The organism is Novipirellula artificiosorum (assembly GCF_007860135.1).
Taxonomy (GTDB): Bacteria; Planctomycetota; Planctomycetia; order Pirellulales; family Pirellulaceae; genus Novipirellula_A; species Novipirellula_A artificiosorum.
On sequence record NZ_SJPV01000009.1, the window covers coordinates 103,758 to 122,729 of the forward strand.

Below are 18,972 nucleotides of genomic sequence, written 5' to 3' on the forward strand. Positions count from 1 at the left end.
CGGGGTCATTGTGCGTAGCTCTCGAAGAGGACGGTGTCGCGAGCATTCAAATCGACGCCGGGAACAAAGCCGACTTCTCGAGAACGGTCGATAATGAACAATGCCTTGTAACGTTGATTTTGTCCTGTTTCTTCATTGTATTCGCGTCCCAAACTCTCGGTTCCCGAATCGACTTCGAACAGACCAAGTGTCAATCGCAGAACAAAAACCTGAGAGTTATCCGAAACCAGATTCGGCATTCGCATCAACGTTTGGTAGCGAAGGAATGGGTTGCGTTTGCGGTCGAGGTGGAGGTCACCGGTTGGATTGATACCGACCGGAAGATCCAAGTTCTGAGTTGGCAGTTGCCCTTGGGCACGAACAAACATCGGGGTGACATTGGCTGCCCCCGTTTCGTCGGGGTCATTCGTCGCAACCGTTCCAAGGCCTCGCAACAGAGTCCCGTTGACACCTCGACGACGCAGCAGCCCGGTTGCGGCGGGATCACGCAGTTCCGGTGCATGTTTGGCATTGATGTTGTTGGTAAACAGTCCCGCAAACTGAGTCGGGAACCGCTCATCCAGCAAATTGGGGGCGTAGTTAAATGGCCCCGCGGCGGTCACACGTGCTGCGGTCCCCGTACCCGGTGTGTAGCCACGTCGGCTCTCTAGAAACTTGGCAAATGCCAGTTGATTGGCAGTGGCCGTTCCACTGACACTGGAAAACTCATCCGTGTTGAGATGTCCCTGCATCAAGCCAGCCCAGACGGGAAACTCTGCCAACGTGTTGAGGTTGATTGTTCCCTCGCGCAGATCGTCAAAGGTCAAATTGAAAGGGGGAAGCAACAACGATCGGAGTTCATTGAGTTGAGCGTTTTTGACCGGATCGCTGGCGAACAATCGGTCGCGATTGATGTACTCGACTTCGCCACGGAATCGTGGCAAGGTGTGGACAAAATCAAACAGCCTGGCAAAGTGAGCCGCATCACCCGCCGTTTCGCTGTCATGAAAGAAGTTTAGCAAATGCCGGAACGGCGCATTGAAAAGATCCGCATCGGCCGATGTCGCCGAGGTGGGATAGACATCGGGATCCGTAGCGCCCGTGGGATCAAAACTAAACTCCTCGAACAACCGGCCTTGAGAACATCCCGGCACCATCATCAATTCCAAGTGGGAAGCGAAGGGCCGATTGAGCCACGGGTGAATCGCAAAAGGAACTCGTGGCAAGCCGCGATCATGGCCGACGACGTTGTTCGCGATCGCACCAGGCAGGCTACCGATCGTCGGCGCAAAACCAACGAATCCAGCATTGATGTCACTGGCCGGAATCATCAGCGCCGTATCGGTATTCAAGAAGCTGAAGGAAGATTGCAGATGAGCCGCATTGGGTGCAACCGAGAACGAGAAGTAGTCCGGCGCGGCAGCGTCCAGCGGTACGGACGGGTTCGCAAAGTCCGTCTCATAGGAGTAGAGGGAATGACCTTGCACGGGCACTCCGCTGGTTCGTTTCACAAAGCCATTGCGTTGCCGCGTTCGACGTGTGTAATTCGCGGCGCCCGAGATGTTGTTTTCTCGATCCTCACCACTAAAAATGGTCAAATCGATCGGAATCCAATCGACCGTTCGGTAGGGATTGGTCACCGGATCATGCGGCAGCGTGGGATCCGCAAGACGCTGCAAGAAAGCGGAACAGTATTCCGGCAAGGTGCCGAGTAATGGCTCCGGCCCGGTCGCCGCTCCATTGTCAGGAATGCGTCCAATACCGACATCCAACGGGGTATCACGTGCGGAGTCGAGCAAAGCCTCGAAATCGATATAGGCATCCGTCAGCGGGTAGTCCATCCCACCGGCCCCGTCCAGATCCTCCATTCCGTTGTAAGAGAACAGAGGTTCCGGATAGTAACTGCCACCGTTCGGTAGTGGTTCGGATACATTCAAGCCGACGATATCGTCGGCGAAGACATTGGCTGCGGGTCCCCAGCCGGTGATGGCCGGGATGGGTCTTGGCGCACCGATGATGAGCGGCAATGCCGGTGAAATGGGTCCGGTCCCGGCGACCATCGCTGGCGTCAACGGCAATCCATCTTGTCGTTTTTGCATCAATCCCTGGCCATCGACGACGTAGAGCCGCTGCTCGCTGGGGATTCCGGGGAAGGTGCCGACGGTCGGGTACTCTTTCGACCCCAAGGCTGTGGTGGCGCGTGGAGCGAGGCAAAGGTACTGTCCCGGTTCCAACGTTCTATCGGAATTGAAACCCCCGACGAGGTTGGGCGCAAAGAAGACCTGATTGGCATTCATATCCGCAATCACGTTGTCGGTGATCACATTATCCACCAGCGTCATCGATGCAGACGGATTGGCAACCGGATCCCCAAAATTGTTGAACCAAATAAAGCGATCGTAGGTCAAGTCGGACGCCGTTGGATCGAGTTCATCCTGGGCATCGATTTGGAAAGACGCAGTGTCCGGTAAAGTCGTGCGGAGCGTTTCGGGATTCGCGTTCGTCTTTGCGGCTGCTGCGGGGGGTAGCAACGCGTCGTGACGCTCGGAGATGGCGATGCGCCAGACCGGTGCTCCGGGGCTGCCGACAATGCGAGGTGGAGCCGTTCGGGTCAGATCAAGCTGATAGGCTCCGGTCATCGCATTGACCGAATAAAACTCTTGTGGCACTCCCGCATGGGTGGTCTCGTCGCCGAGCGCGGACGTGGTCGACAGCGTGTTGACGGTCGGACGAGGGCAATAAAGTTCTAACAACAGCGAGCCCTGGGGCATCCGAACTTGGTCCGAATCTTCATCCGGGGGCGTATCGCTCTTGTCCTTACCTGAACTATCTCGATTGGTGTCACGGAGCCGTACATCGTGAAACGCCATCGACTCGCTAAACAGCAACTCGGGTGACTCAACGCCCCAGACAACCGATGTCGAAGGAGGATTCCAGCCTGAGGCATCAAACGGATTCGGGTCATAGACAAACCGGGTCATGATCGCATCGGGATCACGGTAGTCCACGACATTCACGGCCCACTGTGCAATCCGACGAGCACGATAAAGATCCGGATCGAAACTCGTTGGTGGCGTACTTGATACCGATGGGAACGAATACCCGTCATCGGTGAGAGCCATCATCAAGGTGTAAAGGTGCCGCGCGAGTAGCGTTCGGCTATTCACCACTGGGGGAAATGGCGGTGGCGGGACCGAGGTTTCGTCATACAGATACTCTGGAACGAGCGTTCGAAAATCACTCGGGACCGTTTGTCCCGACGAGGGGGACGCGGCAAACGTTTCGGTTTCATTGGCGACTTCGTAGGGTTCGTCGATAACGCCGTTGCGTTCGTCCGGCTCGTCGGTGCTGCCATCACCATCGTCATTGACCCGCAACGTTCCCAAGTCATCGATGCCATTGCCAAACGGACGATTCACATCCAATTTCCTGCCCAATCGAAACTCAGGTGCAACCAGACGCTTCACCTGATTCGCATTGAGCGCCGACGTCGGGTCCATCAACTTGACCAACGTCACAAAAGCACTCTCTTCCGAGGCACTCGCCCCCGGCAATGCATCGCTCGATCGGCTGTGGGTTGTCAACGCTCGCGAAAACTCTCGATAGTTGGCCAATAGAGCCAACGTTCGGGTCCGCAATCGCTGTGGCAGCATATCGGAGTCAAAGTCAGACGATCGCAAAATCGCTTCCAAATCGGCCAAGGAAAAGGCTTGGTCGCCGTTCAGTTCTCCACTTGGATCCATTTCGTAGGGATCATTGACCGCCTCGTTGATCGTTGCTTCCACCGTGGCGGTCATCGTATCATCGGCACGGATCAGCGTTCCGGAATCCGCGGCAACTAGGTGGCCACTGCGGCCGATCCCGATGCCTCCCCGACCAAACGGATCGATGGAGTAACCATAGCCATTCGCGTTGTACTGCGACCTTGGACGTGGCCCGGTGCGCAACACGTCAAGGGGATCGGCATTCCATTGACCTGGAACCGAGAAGGTGTGGCCCATTTCACCGGCATAACGTGCTGCACGAATTGCATTCAATTCGGTTCGGATCGCTGCATTGGTGATCAAGCCACTGCTTGAAGTCATCGGAATCGTGATTTCCGCCGGCCCATAGCCAACGCCGCGAAAAGCAGGTTCGCTATTTGCCGCGTTGTTTATCGGTTCGCGGGTGCCAGCCCATTCGGCTGCGTCCGACGACATCGCCGCGGCTTGGAATTGCAACTGTGTATTGCCGTGAGCGTTGACGTTTAAACGGCCACTCAAATCTTCGATCATCGCAGCGACCATGGGACGCAGCAGTTTGCCTTCGCGTGAAGTCACCAACGGCAAACCCAGATCGACCCAAATGCTGTCGGGAATCCCATCTCCATCATTGTCCACGTCATATTGTCCGTTGATCAAAGCACGGACCAACTGGTCAAGTCGGTTTGCCGCATTCGGCAACAGGTTGCCGTCATCGCGGAGCAAACGAACCGGAGTTCGCAATGCAAATTCCGCGTTGCCACCGGTGAACCCCGCGTCGATCGCCCTGCTTTGCGTGGCAACGGTTCCTCCATTGAGTAGTTGTTTCTCGGCGATCGGGATCGGGCGAAACGTCCCCCGTGCCAAGCTCACCAAGACATTTCGGTAATCCACGGCCGTGGCATCAAGCTCAGGAGAAACCGAGGGTGTCCCCCACGCGCCTCGCTGGTTCAAAATGTAATTCAAAACCGACGGTCGGTGAAACGACGGAATCACATTCCCCGCCGAATCGCGGTAACTCAAGAACCAATTGTTAAAGTCCGGTGCATCATAGCCTTCATCAAAGTCTCCCTTGATCGTCGATTTATTGACGGTCCGCCGTAGATGGTTCGGTTGCAGTGCGGCTGGCAAATCGGAAAAACCGATGTTCGTTCCGGCAGGAATGTTGGCAACCGTATCGGCGATCGTCGGCATCACCACCGTTGCATCCACTTCGGTTGTATCGAAACCAATCCCTTTCGAATTGCGTGGTACGCCGTTGATGTGGATCCGGTATCCCGAAGCCGTTGTCGAAGTGGGGTTGGGATAGAACAACTCGCGTACCTGAGCCACGGTCGGCGTGGTCGTCGCAAACCAATCTTCTTTCAACTCAATGAAGACATCGTCGTAAGCCGGTTGCGGTGGAACCCCAGTCGTCGGCGGGCGATAGACCGAACGCAGGATGCGATAGGTTCGGTTGCGCAGCGGTCCGGCAAGGAACGTGATCAATCGTCCGGTCAAGACATCATCGTAAGGTTCGTCAATCGGGCGAACGTTGGTGGTGGTTTCAATCGGCAAACGGATGAAACTGCCACCCGAATCGCCAAGCAATATCGGACCGGTCGGCGGCGTTGCCGCCGAATCGCCCTCTTTCACTCGGCAATCATGCGCATCGCCGCGACCATAATAATCGCTCAGCAAGTCCTCGCCGTAAAAGGGATTCTGCGGATCATCCGTGCCACGTACCAACATCATCAATGCTTCATCAAGCAAGGCATTCGGATCGGGCCCGCGCGTATTTCGACTGGCCATCGCGAATGACGACTGACGCGAGTTGTTGCTGAACACCAAATAGGTCGCAATCAACACACTGAAAAACGTCAAGGCGACAAGGACCACCAACAGAATAATGCCAGAGCGCCGTTTGCGTTGAAAACGTTTCATGGTAGTAGCCTCACAGGCTAGCGAATTCGATGGAAGATGAGATGAACAAGAGGAAGGGTGGATCATGATTCGTCACTGCCTCATAGATCGCTCAACAGCATCACGCGTTCGGTGACGCTGACCACGTTCGGAACGATCGTGGCAAAGGTGTTGTCGACCACCGCTCCGTCGGCGGAACCGGTAAAGCCGAAGGTAAAATCAGGCCCGTCGAGCACGACTCGTCGGAGCCACACCTCGCTGTTTCGGTTTGCAGGGGAGGGGTCGGGCAACGGCACCGTTCCGTTCAGACTCGTGTTGCTGGTCGGAACCGCTTCCTCCGCATCGATATCCGCCGACGCGACGCGATACCAACGATGCTGGGACACCAAGTTTGGCGCCGGTGATCGTCGCGACAGCAGGACCCAATCGTCGGTTCTCAAACGCGAAATCGTATTGCCCGCACCCACAAGGTGCACGGTGCCACCCGAACCTCCACTAAATCCTTGTGCATAGCTGACGTAGGCCAACCGCTCGCTTTCCGCATTTTCGCGAGGGGTCGCTGCAACGGTCGTTGGGACTTCAAACGTCCGCTCACGGTCGCGGATCACGACGATTGAAACCGTGGCGTAGACATTACCCGGCAACGGGTTCACCGTTGCGATCCAACTGAAGTCACCCGTCGGCACTCGTTTTCCATAGTCCAATCCGCTCGACACCGACTCCATCGACTGGTACGTGGAATTCAAGGAACGATCCTTGGGCCGAAAAACGGGCAGGTCGTCTTGATTCTCTGTCAACATCAATGCCTCTTCGATGTTCAGCATGGCATTGAATAACTTCAAGCGGGTGACGCCGACGCGTAGCATTCGCGGCTGAGGAAACGGCCAGACGGTTGAGTTGGATGACGAGGGATCCAGCAGTGGATCATGATTGACTTTGTAAAACGGAAACAGCGTCGGGTCGTAGCCGTTGGTCGAAAGCGTTCGGGAGTTTGCATCGGCATCAAAGGATGCAAACATCGGATCGATACAGAAAGGTAGCATCGTCGGCGTTGTCATCGTCGGAACGGTTAGCTTTGTGAGCGCGGCGATTGGGCGAATCGATGGAACTTGTCCCAATTGGCCGTTGTTGAGATACCGTCGAGATTGCAGATCCGTCAGCACCGATTCGCTCAGCGCCGATCCCATACTGAGGCTAATCGAATCCTGTGCCCGTCGGCCCGCCAATGGCATCACCGACAACAGTCCCAACAAGCCAATCAGCACAACACCGATGGCAAACATCACCTCAACAAGGGTGATCGCACTACGAAATTGTTTGGTCAAAGAGAATCGCATTAGTTCGCTTCCTTTGTGTCAGACAGGAGCGCCAAAGAGCGAGCTTGGGCGAGCGCAACATCGAGCGAGACATCGGTGGGGTCGGTCACAACCCCCGTGGGCAACGACGACACCGTCGCAAAGGGAGAAACCGAAACGCTGCCTGTATTGGGATTGATCACAATCCAACTCGAATCGAGATTCAGTAAATTTGCAGTGGCGCGATTCTCCGTCGAAAACAAATCGTCGCGGCGGATACCATCGGTCTCGCCCAAACAAAGAAAAATCAAACCCGTCGGTGAACGAACCAATCCATCCGAACCGTTGACGTATTCAACCTTGCCATCAATTCCAAAGATCAAGTCGATCGGACTGTAAGCACTGGTCCCCGCTGCAAACTGATTGCCATCGACACCGATTCCCGAATAGTTCAGATCCACCGCGATCCCCTTCGGCAAGTCAAACGGCGCCGTAGAGGAAACAGCGGGACTGCGATGAATCAAATACCGAATCGATTCCCCCACGCCATAGGAGCGTGTCGACGAAGGAAACTCAAAGGTCGATGCCGAGGTCGCCACATCGATCGCATTCCGCAGATTGAACGTCAAGAAAACCGTGCTCGTCGGATCGGTCATCGGCGGCGATACCGAAATGCCAGTAATCGGAACCGTCCGTCCACCGGGCAATTCCAGCAAATCACCGATTTGAACCGGAGGATTGGCTTCACCGCTACCAATCATGGTCGCGCTCAGCGCTAACAGCTGATTATCGCGTGAGGAAAGCTCGATGCTATCGACCCCCGGAATTGTGGTGTCGATATCGCGTAAAACTCCGTGGGCGTCAGCCGATTCGCCTGAATAGGGTGGCACACCGGAAATTTGTCGAATCCGAATCGATGCCGAGCTTCCGTAATCATCGTAACCATCAACCACGGGAACGATTCGCTCGATTCGGATTCCCATATGCCGACCTTCGGAAATCGCTCGACTGCGAACCGTGTCGATATACGATGCGAACCCGCTGGCCGCACGAGTCCCCTTGCCATCGGAAATCAAAGCCCGAACTCTCGGCAAAGCCACCGCCGCAAGCAACAAGAAGATGAACATCACCACCAAGACTTCGACGAGCGTGTAGCCGCAGCGGAAGGTTGCTTTAGCAAAGCGGGGCAAAGCCCCCTCCGTTTTTCGTGTTACCGATGCCGACGGCATCCAAGCAGGTAGCCCACGATCGCTGACTGCGTCGCGATCATTTCGATGCCACAAGTGATTCGCTATTGACCAACTCATTGTGACGCCTGCAATTGGTAGTTTGAAACGTTGTCCGCGCGATTCTCTTGCTCCGTTGCTCCGTCGAGATTTTGGCCCGGCAGCTTACCGGTGAAGATCCCTGAATCCAAGTTATTCGCGATGAACTGACGCAAGTAGGGATCAGGGTAAGCGATCGACGCGCTTCGGCCGCCCACTTCAATCCCCATGTGATCGGTGTCAGCGGGCCAGTTCCATGCGGGAGCAACATAACTGTAGCCGGTCTGCTCGACGCTACCGTTGCTGACGGCTGTAACCGGGTTGAAGGTGATTCCGAATTCCCCGTCCGCACCAGCGGAAACGACCAAGGGCCGGATGGACCAAGGTTTCCAGCGTGCTTGCGGAATGGAATTAACATACATGGCTTCCACGCTCGTCGGCGTCGCACCCACCGCGTAGGAAAAATCAGTGCGAAACAGATCGAAGTCATCGGGGTTGGTGATGTCAACGGATGCTTCCGTATCGACAATTCCAACGGGCCAACGAACGAACCCGAGTGGTTGGCCCCAGCCGTCGAGGATCTCGAGCATCCCGTCACCGTCGGTGTCTCCGATGTTCGAGCTTGGAATCGCGTCGATCGCCGGGGTTCCGCCAACGAAGGAACTCGCCATGATCAGGTACAGGCACTCGGCCCCTTGGTGCGTTTCCGCCAGTGCGCGATCCGCCGCTGTGATCGACACCCAAGTGGGTGACATGCGATTGCGGTACGAAGCGGTACGGCTGGGCAAATTATTTCCCCGATCGTACCAATTGACGGAAAAGGACTTACGGCTCGTCAGGTCCGCTCGAGTCCCAATAATCTCTTCGGTATCACCATCCCCATCGAGGTCAGAGGTGTCAATCATGACCGGGTTGGCGGCGGCGGTCAGGGACGCAGCCACAGGCCCGCCCACGACAAGCTCTTTGATATCCGCGACCCGATCAGGCAACTCCATGCGCTGCAAATCTCGGTTCATGATCAACCGCATCCTTGCCGCCTCGGTGGACAACACTTCAAAACCGACTTCGCTGCCCGTTTGCCGAGCGACGTCATAGAGATCGGGAATCTCGACCGAAAACGCGCGATACTTGTACGACTCGTATTGTTCCTGCAACACACTATCAATCGACGCGATAATCGATTGGGTTCGCGCCTTGCGAGCACTGGTCGTCACGCCGCGGACTGCGGTCACGACCATGGCCCCCATAATGCTTAAGATCGCCATCACCATCAGAATCTCGACGAGCGTAAAACCGAACGCTGGTGAATCGTGGTGCCGAGATCGGCTTCGGTCGATCACTACAGATCGAAGTCTCACTGCATCTCTCCTTCGAGCGTTGCGGCTTCGGCAAAGTTGGCGGCATTATCAAGGTGTCCATTGACCGAAATACTCGAGGACATATCGCGGTCCTGGTATCCCTTGCTGGTGATCACATACAAGTCATCAGGACTACTCACGCCCGATCCATACTCGGGTGCAACCGCACGTCCGGTTTCGGTGACGAAGTGCACCGGAAATGGCGTCGTGTGCCCATGAGGATCGTTGACCGCCGCTCCAAACACCCCGTCGAGCCCCGGTGAAATGACTTGGAACGTATCCGGGTTGTGGAAAGGAACCGCAGCGAACGCTTCCGCTTCCGTCGCATAGTTGGTGCCGTTGGCCGGCGTTTTGATCGTCAATTCGGTCTTGTAAGGCCGAACGCCGCCCACCTCTCCAAGCCCCGACAGGTAACCGTTGTAGCTACTGACCGCAATGGCTCCGTACGTCCGCGAGTCAAAATAGACAATCGGTGAATCTTCATCTCCATCGGCGTGATAGGCAGGTAACAAGTCGTTACCACCATGCAGCGCGTCCACATAGCCAAACAACGTCTCATCCGTGCTGAGCAGCGGGCTGGTGTCCGTCACACGACCATAAGTCAATCTTTCCGGCTTGAAATCGAAGAAGGAATTGTCGCGAGTTGCATTGACTTGGTAGTTTGACAAATCGGTGAGGTCGCTGCTGGCTCCAGGCAGCAGCTCCAACGGCCCCCCTTTGCCTGTAATCGGGTGCTGCTGATCCTTGCTGAACCCCCCTAAAAAGAAGACCAACGCTTCGGCTCGGTCCATCGCAACGGGGCTGAACACCGTCGCACCCGTCGGGGCACCGGCCGCCGAGTTGTCCGTCAACCGGTCCAAGAGCGTCAAATCAGGCTCTGCCATACGAGGAAACAGCTTGCGCATGTGACGGACGATGACCGCTTGGTCGCTGCCATCCGGCGGGTAATCACCATGTTCGTGCAAGTAAGCGTCCACCGCTTGACCGAGCGTGTTGACTTCCAACTTGACCGCCGTTTGACGAGCACCCCGGATGCCCATCATCACCGCAGGAATCCCAATCCCGGCTAAGATTCCGATGATGACGATCACGACGAGGACTTCAACAAGAGTGAAGGCGTGGGGTTTAGTGGTTTGCATTGGATTCGGGTCTCAAGGGGAAGTGAGCGTTTGGCGATCGGCGATCAGCTGTCGGCTGACCGCTGAAAGCTTCTTTTCAATCTTCAATCGTGTTGGGGAAATCGGGACAAAGCGTTGACTGGTTTCGTTTCGTTTCAGGATCGGTCGACAGGTAGTAACTCATGCGGCCTTCGAGATCGCACTGCCAACACTCTTGGGCGCCCGCGTCAAAGTACAATTGTCGTTTGATCCTTAGCTCGAGTTCGGTATTCCGTGGGCTCTCGACTTCCACGCAAATTTCTGGCGCGAGCTCAAATGCCAACTGGCCTCGGACGTGAGCGTATCGCTCGACGGAGTACCAACCGACATCGGCCGCTCGGACCCCGTCGCTTGTTGAAATTGGACATTCCACCAAGCCCCGGCCTCCGCGTCGATTCTGCAACCAATAAGCAATCTGACTCTGCCGACTGCTATGCGGTCCGCCTGCCGGTGGTGTCATGATGACTTGTCCAAAAGCATTCGTCTCCACTCGATAACCATGCACCGCCAACTCTCGGTCTGCCAAGACCTCAGCCCAACGCTCGCGATTGCTCGCTAACGTTTCGCTGCGGTTCGGTAATTCGATGGTGAGGTGCATGTCAGATGTCAGATGTCAGATGTCAGATGTCAGATGTCAGATGTCAGATGTCAGATGTCAGATGTCAGATGTCAGATGTCAGATGTCAGATGTCAGATGTCAGATGTCAGGCTGCTGCCTGACATCTGCTCACTGCTCACTGCTCACTAGCTAAGCCCTGTGATCAAGTCGACCAGCGGCATGAATAGGCTGATCACGATGAATCCGACCGCGAACCCCAGGAACACGATCATCAAGGGTTCCATCATGGCGGTTAATCCATCGGTTAACGTACGGACTTCTTCGTCATAGGTATCGGCGACCTTGTACAACATCGTGTCAAGCTCGCCCGTCTCTTCGCCGACGTCGACCATGTTGACCACCAGGTCATCGACGACTCTTGATTTGATTTTTGTCATGTAGAACAAGCATGCCAAAGCGACGCCGCCGGTGATCATGTACAAGGACATATTCATCAGGTTTTGGACCATCACGCCGTCATCGATCTTGGTTCCCGCCGCAGTGACGGCGACGCTGAGCACCATCGCCCCTGGGAACGCTGCAAACAAGGCCCAAAAGAACATCGCCATCGGATTGAACCCTGGCTCGCTGTGTTCGCGCAACGGTTTGCTGATCACTTCGCCTTCGCGAATTTGATCGTTGACTTTCGTGAACAAACGTTCGAACATCGCATTGCCCGAGGTTTCGCGAGTGATGTTGATCGCTTCCAAAATGGGCACGCCGCTACTGACCAGCGTCCCGAGTGTTCGAGTGGTTCGAGCCAAAATGTTCTTTTCGATCAAGCTGCCAAAGATCGGCACCTTGATGATGAATTGGTCAAAGCCAACTCGACCATGTCGGAATTTACGCACAAACTTGACGAAGATCAGCAAGCTGACCGGCATGGCGATCAGCAGGAACCAATAGTTCGCGATGTAGCTGCTCATCGCGATCAGCAACACGGTCGGCGTCGGTAATTTCAAACCGAACTCGTCAAACATCTTTTCAAACGTCGGCACGATGAACAACATAATGAAGGTCAAGATCAAACAGGCGACCGTGACCACAACGCACGGGTAAATCAAGGCACCTTTCACCTTCTTCTTCAGCGATTCGGCTCGCTCCAAGAACTCCGCCAACCGCTGCAGAATCGTTTCGAGTGCACCACCGGCCTCGCCCGCTTTGATCATGTTGACGTACAGTCGACTGAATACCTTGGGGCATTTACTCATCGCTTCGCTGAGTGTCGCTCCGCCTTCGATTTCCTCGCAAACATCCTGCAGCGCAAACTTTAGTTTGCCCCCTTTTTGGTTGTTCTCCAAAATCTTTAGCGAACGCAAAATCGGAAGCCCCGCATCTTGCAAAATCGATAATTGGCGTGTGAACGCGCAGATGTGCTTGGTCTTGGCACCCCCAATCGCGAAGCCACGTTTTCGTTTGCCTCCCCCCGCGGTTCCTGCCGCCTGCTTTTTGACGGAAATCTTCGTGACGAAGTATCCCATCTGGCGAATCGTGGTTTGCGCCTCTTCTTCGCTGGCAGCATCAATTTCGTCCCGGATCTCTTGTCCGGCCGCGTCCATCGCTTCGAATTGGTAAACAGGCATAATAAAAGCTCTCAGCAATCAGCAATCAGGTGTCAGGTGTCAGATGTCAGGTGTCAGGTGTCAGGTGTCAGGTGTCAGGTGTCAGGTGTCAGGTGTCTCGAGTTTGTTGATCAGCGATTGAATCATTCGAGCAAGTTGCTTCGTTTCATCGACAATCGTGTTTGAAGTAGGTAGATCGATCAGGTTAAGTCGTGATGCGATGTAGGCTTGAGTTCGGAGTTCTGCTGCCGACCCGATTGAATACTTAAGGAATCGAACGAAGTCCTTGCTTGACCTCTCGGACCCCTCTGCAATGTTCGACGGAATGGACACCGCAGCCCGTTGCATCTGATCTCGCAGTCCATAATCTCGTGAATCGCTAAGCGATTCATAAACGACGACTGCCAATTTGCAACCGCGTTTCCAAATCTCCAGGTCTTCAAATGACTTCCAACTCACCAGCAAATCTTCTCGTCTGCTAACTGTGATCTGCAAACTGTCACCTGCCCGCTACTCCTCCACCGTTTCGCGAATGACTTCGTCGAGCGTGGTGATCCCGTCGCAGGCGAGTGCCATTCCGTATTCTCGGAGCGGAATCATCCCGTTCTTTTGCGCTTCATCGCGAAGTTCGTCGGTCGATGCATTGACCATCACCATTTCGCGAATGGTGTCGTTCATGATCATCAATTCAAACAACGCGATTCGACCTTTGTAGCCGGTGTTGTTGCAGGCGTCACAACCGGTGCCTTTGAAGAACTTTTTGTCGGCAATCTCGTCACGATCCAACCGCAGATCGAACAACATGTCACTACTGACCCGCGTCTCTTCGCGGCACTTGGTACAGATCCGGCGCACCAACCGCTGAGCCAAAATCGCTTCCACGGTGGCGCAAATCATGAACGCTTGGATGCCCATGTCTTTCAATCGAGTGACCGTGGCCGCAGCACTATTGGTGTGCAAGGTGCTGAAGACCAAGTGGCCCGTCAGCGAGGCTTGGATCGCGATTTCCGCCGTTTCCAGGTCACGGATCTCCCCCACCAAAATCGTATCGGGGTCCTGTCGCAAAATCGCTCGCAAACAGGCGGCGAACGTGACACCGACGTCGCTGTCGATCGGAATCTGGATGATGCCGTCGATGTCATACTCGATCGGATCCTCGGTCGTCATCAATTTGTCTTGGATGTCATTCAATTCGGTCAGTGCCGAATACAGCGTCGTCGTCTTTCCGCTTCCCGTTGGCCCGGTGACCAAGATGATCCCGTTGGGCCGATCAATCGCGCTGCGGAAATTCGCGATGGTCGCATCATCCATCCCAACATTCTCGAGCGACAAGTTCACGACGCTTCGGTCGAGCACCCGCATAACAACGCTTTCACCAAAAATGGTCGGCAACACGCTGACGCGAAGGTCCACGGGGTGACCGCCGACCATCAATTCGATTCGTCCGTCTTGCGGCATCCGCCGTTCGGCAATGTCCAAGCTTGCCATCACCTTGATTCGCGTGGTGATCGCAAACGCCAAGTGACGTGGCGGGGGCACCATTTCGTACAAAACCCCCTCGGCCTTGATCCGAATTCGAAACTCGTCCTCGAACGGTTCAAAGTGAATGTCACTGGCATGATCTTTAATGGCCAACAACATCACCATGTTGAGCAGCTTGCGAACCGGCGCCGAATCGGCCAACGCCTCGGCATCGGTGATGTTGAACTTTTCCGTTTCGAGTGCCGAGATCACCCGTTTGAGTTCCTCGTCATTGGCCAGTTCCGCGACCAATTTCTCGACGCTTTCGGCGGCGCTGTCAAAGTGCTTGGTGATCGCCTGCAACACATCGCGTTCGGTCGCCACGACCATCGCAATGTCGTACCCCAAGAAGGTCCGCAACTCGTCTTGAATCGTCAAATTCTGTGGGTCACAGGTCGCCACGGTTAAGCGATTCAAATCCTCATCGAACTGGATCGGCACGACCCGGTACAATTGGGCCATCGTTTCCGAGATTTTCGCCAACACTTCTTCCGGAATGTTGGCTTCCTCGAGCGACACCGTTTGCATCGCCATCTGCTCGCCGAGCGCTTGAATCAACTGCTCGTCGGTGATCAGCTGCATGTCTTCGGCGATCTTGCCGAACAACGATCCAGGCTGTTGTTCCTGTTCTTCGAGTACGATCTCCAGCTGCTCGTCGGTGAGAAAACCGAGGTCAACGAGGATCTGTCCGATTCGACGTGGGGCCATGCTACTTGTCGTCTTCAGGAATAGGGATCGGGTTGTCGCCACCGCCGTGACGGAATTGAACGATACGTTTTGCCAAGTCATCCGGCCGGTGCGCTTTCGACAAAGCATCTTCGACCGTGATCTTCTCTTCCTTCCAGTGGCTAAACAGAGCATCATCCATTAATTGCATTCCGAACTTGGCACCGGTTTGCATCGAACTGTTAATACGAAACGTCTTGTTCTCGCGAATCAGGTTGGCAATCCCTGGCGTCACCACCAACACTTCGTAGGCCGCAACTCGACCGCCACCAATCCGCGGGATGAGCGTTTGAGCCACCACACCGATCAACGTGCTGGCGAGCTGCGTTCGGATCTGGTCCTGCAAGTTGCCGGGGAACGCGTCGATGATTCGGTTGACCGTGCCCTGAGCACTGTTGGTGTGCAAGGTCCCAAAAACAACGTGGCCCGTTTCCGCCGCACTGATCGCGGCTTCGATCGTTTCCAAGTCGCGAAGCTCGCCGACCAGAATCACGTCCGGGTCTTGCCGCAACGCTCGCCGAATCGCCTCGGAGAAACTCGGCACGTCCACTCCCACTTCGCGCTGGTTGATCGTGCTCTCAATGTGGTCGTGGTAAAACTCGATCGGGTCTTCGATCGTAATGATATGGTGGTCGACCGTCTCGTTGAGCAGATTGACCAAACTGGCCAGCGTCGTACTTTTCCCCGAACCGGTCGGCCCCGTCACCAGAAACAATCCACGCGGACGATGAATCAATTTGACGACAACCTCAGGCAAACCGAGTTGCTCTGGGGTCAATTTGTCATTGGGAATCTGCCGCAGCACCATGGAGATGAAACCACGCTGCTTGAAGACCGACACGCGGAATCGTGCCAGCTCGCCGAAGGCAAAACCAAAGTCGGCACCCCCCGATTCTTGAAGCTCTCGTTGACAGCGTTCTGGGGTGATGCTCTTCATCAATCCCACCGCATCTTCCGCCTCAAGTGTCTTTGTGTCCAGCTTTCGCATTCGCCCGTGCAAACGGAAAACGGGCGGCTGGCCGACCACGATATGGATATCGCTCGCACCTTGCTTGATCGCGGCGTGCAGAAGCTTGTCAATTAAGAGGGTGGCCAACGGAGGACTCCCGAAAGGCTTATTTATGAGACGAGATGAGTCGCCACGCGATGTGGCGTAATTGTGCCGGCACCCCCATTATCTCCGCCTAACGCGAATAATCCAAGGAAAGATGCGAATTTGCCGCAAAAGGCTCCAAATTTGCATGGGCTCGGCCACGGGGCAATTCACCACCGGTGGCATGCGATCGACAGGGGTGCGACCACCACCCGATTCGGGGTCGCGACGCCGGATTCGGGAGCTGCCTAGGCGGGCCACCCCGATCCTGCTCGGTCCATCACGGGCTCGTTTCGAAGACATCCGAGCCCTCGCTTTGCCAGCGGAACCGGGGTCTACAACGATGCCAAATCCTTGACAATGTGCTGCAGGGCCAAATCCTCTTGCTCGGTCCGTTTTGCCACCCGATAGACCTCTTCAAAGGTCGTGATTCCGCGGATGACCTTCAACATCCCATCGGCGTAAAGCGTTGACATACCGTTTTTTATGGCTTCGGTTCGGATCACGTTGGTATCTTTTCCCTTGAACATCAACTCGCGTAAACGGTTGTTCACAAGCATCAGCTCGTAGATACCGATTCGACCCCGGTATCCCTTGCGGCCACAATACGGACATCCCTTGCCTCGAGCGAACTCGGCCTGCTTGACCATCTCGGGTGGCAAGCCCGAATCTTTGATCACGCTTTCGGACGGCTGGTACCTCACCTTACAGCGGGGGCAGATCGTCCTCACCAAGCGCTGAGCCAAGACCGCAATCACACTACTTGCGACCATATATCCAGGTACACCTATGTCAACCATTCGTGATATAGCACTGGGCGCATCGTTCGTGTGCAGCGTACTGAATACCAGGTGTCCTGTTAATGAAGCCTGGATTCCCATCGATGCGGTCTCGTGATCTCGCATCTCACCGACGAGGATGATATTCGGGGCTTGGCGCAACATGGCGCGAATGATCAGGGCGAAGTCGAGTCCGATTTTGTGCCGCACCTCGACCTGGTTGATGCCGGGCAAGTAGTACTCGACGGGGTCTTCTGCGGTAATGACTTTGCGGTCCGGGCGGTTCAGTGCGTTCAGTGATGCGTACAGTGTCGTGGTCTTGCCCGACCCCGTCGGGCCGGTGACCAGAATGATGCCATTGGGGCGCCGAATCAGCGAATTGAAATTGCGAAAATCGCGCTCGGAAAGACCTAACTGTCGCACCCCGACCTTGATGTTGTCTTTGTCGAGCAGACGCATCACACAAGATTGGCCATGGTTGGTCGGAATGATGCTGACCCGCAGGTCCAATTGCTTATCGCCAACGGTGATCTTGATTCGCCCATCGGTTGGCCGCCGTTTCTCGGAAATGTCGATCTTCGAGAGGATCTTGATACGGGCAATCACGGCCGATAGCATTCGCCGCGGCACACTCTCTCGTTCCACCAAAACGCCGTCAATTCGATAACGGATGCGAACTCGCTCCTCAAAGGGCTCGACATGAATGTCGCTGGCACGAAGCTGGACCGCTTCTTGGATCATCAGATTCACAAGCCGGATGACCGGAGCGCTGCTGTCGTCAACCGTCTCGTCCATATTGTCCGAATCGGCATCGGACGTTTCGGTAAAGTCAATCGCGGTGTCGGTGAATTCTTGCAGCATCGAGTCAGCCGATTCCCCTTCGACTTGCCCGTAATACTGGTTGATCGCCCCCAAAATCGCGGATTTTGGCGCGAGCGCGGTTTCAATCGTCCGGTTGAGGATAAATCGCAGCTTTTCGATGGTCCCCAGGTCAAACGGGTCCGAGATCAGAATCCGCAACGATCCGGTGTCTTCACTGTACGGAAGAATCGTATTTTCGCGAGCGACCGATTCGGGGACCAATTCGATGACGGATTCAGGGATACGCTCTTGCCGCAGATCGACGAACGGGATCTTGTGAAAATCGGCCAGCGCTTTGGCGACTTCTTCGGGCGTCGCATACTCCAACTGAACCAACACGTCGCCGACATCGGCTTTGGTGTTCTTCGCGATTTCTTCGGCTTCCGAAAGCTGGTCAAGGCTGATAATGCCTTTCTTGAGAAGCAGGTCCGTGAATTCTTTCATCGCTTGGCTCATGACTGGTCAACTCAACGCGCGGCGGGAATGGAGAGAAGTTGGAGAAGAAGCGGAAGACGCTCAAAGCGCACCTTCCCCGTCTCTACAAGATACCACGCCGGAATCGGTTTCGCCATTAGAATCGGCGAGGAAGCGGCTATCGGCTGACTGCTGACTGCCGACCGCTATTCTCCGTCCTATTGATTTTGGACGGGCTGGCCGGTCCCCAGTTGCGCCAACACTTGCAGGACTCCGTTCAGATGGGCCAAGCGGGGACCAAATCGGTCGACAAACTCGTTCAGCATGAATTCGCCTTCCATCAGATGCTCGTCATTATCGAGGATATCTTCGGTCATCGTGTCGAGGAACCGCGTTTGCACGCGGCTAAGCGTTTCGGCTGCTTCTCGGCAAGCTCGCGACAATTCCGGGTTGGATTCCTTCCACTGCTGCAGTTCACCGGCGCGTTGCTTTTGCATGGCCGCATTTTGCTGCATCAATTCTTGCAGGAGCCGGTTCTGCTGGCTCTGGCCCGTCACCAACTGGCGCAGCAGCTCGATCATCACTCGGCCTTCGGACACCGACGCTTCGGACGACCCCGCTTCGGGGGAGACATCGATGCGGAACATGGGGGAAACTTGTTCGTGATCGTATGACATTTCTGCTGATTCCTAACACTTCACATGATGCTGAAACGGTCGCTG

The 18,972-nt window shown here is 55.4% G+C and carries 12 protein-coding genes; all 12 read right to left on the reverse strand.

What is annotated here, in order from left to right; translation table 11 throughout:
* Positions 1-5: 5 nt before the first annotated feature.
* The 12 genes from Poly41_RS22435 to Poly41_RS22490 all read right to left on the reverse strand — a co-directional run bounded on the left by Poly41_RS22435 (position 6) and on the right by Poly41_RS22490 (position 18,927).
* A complete protein-coding gene (locus tag Poly41_RS22435; protein ID WP_231615856.1) occupies positions 6-5,642 on the reverse strand; it encodes a hypothetical protein in 5,637 nt (1,878 codons plus the stop codon).
* 80 nt (positions 5,643-5,722) lie between these two features.
* Positions 5,723-6,958: a hypothetical protein gene (locus tag Poly41_RS22440; RefSeq protein ID WP_146529116.1), complete on the reverse strand. Its 1,236-nt coding sequence runs from the start codon at positions 6,956-6,958 to the stop codon at positions 5,723-5,725.
* Complete coding sequence (locus Poly41_RS22445) at positions 6,958-8,223, reverse strand: pilus assembly FimT family protein (RefSeq protein WP_231615857.1); 1,266 nt, start codon at positions 8,221-8,223, stop codon at positions 6,958-6,960. The genes Poly41_RS22440 and Poly41_RS22445 overlap by 1 nt, the downstream gene beginning before the upstream one ends.
* Positions 8,220-9,539 carry a type II secretion system protein gene (locus tag Poly41_RS22450; protein ID WP_231615858.1) on the reverse strand — a complete coding sequence of 440 codons (1,320 nt, stop codon included), beginning with the start codon at positions 9,537-9,539 and terminating at the stop codon, positions 8,220-8,222. The genes Poly41_RS22445 and Poly41_RS22450 overlap by 4 nt, the downstream gene beginning before the upstream one ends.
* The gene (locus Poly41_RS22455) at positions 9,536-10,678 is read right to left on the reverse strand and encodes a type II secretion system protein (RefSeq protein ID WP_146529118.1); all 1,143 of its coding nucleotides are present in this window, start codon (positions 10,676-10,678) and stop codon (positions 9,536-9,538) included. The genes Poly41_RS22450 and Poly41_RS22455 overlap by 4 nt, the downstream gene beginning before the upstream one ends.
* Positions 10,679-10,754: 76 nt before the next feature.
* Positions 10,755-11,294: a Uma2 family endonuclease gene (locus Poly41_RS22460; protein ID WP_146529119.1), complete on the reverse strand. Its 540-nt coding sequence runs from the start codon at positions 11,292-11,294 to the stop codon at positions 10,755-10,757.
* 146 nt (positions 11,295-11,440) lie between these two features.
* Positions 11,441-12,877: a type II secretion system F family protein gene (locus tag Poly41_RS22465; protein ID WP_146529121.1), complete on the reverse strand. Its 1,437-nt coding sequence runs from the start codon at positions 12,875-12,877 to the stop codon at positions 11,441-11,443.
* Positions 12,878-12,958: 81 nt separating this feature from the next.
* A complete protein-coding gene (locus Poly41_RS22470; protein ID WP_146529123.1) occupies positions 12,959-13,315 on the reverse strand; it encodes a four helix bundle protein in 357 nt (118 codons plus the stop codon).
* 51 nt (positions 13,316-13,366) lie between these two features.
* On the reverse strand, positions 13,367-15,085 hold the full coding sequence (locus Poly41_RS22475) for a GspE/PulE family protein (protein ID WP_146529125.1): 1,719 nt from the start codon (positions 15,083-15,085) through the stop codon (positions 13,367-13,369).
* A gap of 1 nt (position 15,086) precedes the next feature.
* On the reverse strand, positions 15,087-16,199 hold the full coding sequence (locus Poly41_RS22480; protein WP_146529128.1) for a type IV pilus twitching motility protein PilT: 1,113 nt from the start codon (positions 16,197-16,199) through the stop codon (positions 15,087-15,089).
* A 332-nt stretch (positions 16,200-16,531) separates the two neighbouring features.
* On the reverse strand, positions 16,532-18,292 hold the full coding sequence (locus Poly41_RS22485) for a GspE/PulE family protein (protein ID WP_146529130.1): 1,761 nt from the start codon (positions 18,290-18,292) through the stop codon (positions 16,532-16,534).
* A gap of 176 nt (positions 18,293-18,468) precedes the next feature.
* Positions 18,469-18,927 (reverse strand): hypothetical protein, encoded by a 459-nt coding sequence (locus Poly41_RS22490; protein WP_146529132.1) that lies wholly within the window; start codon positions 18,925-18,927, stop codon positions 18,469-18,471.
* Positions 18,928-18,972 lie beyond the last annotated feature (45 nt).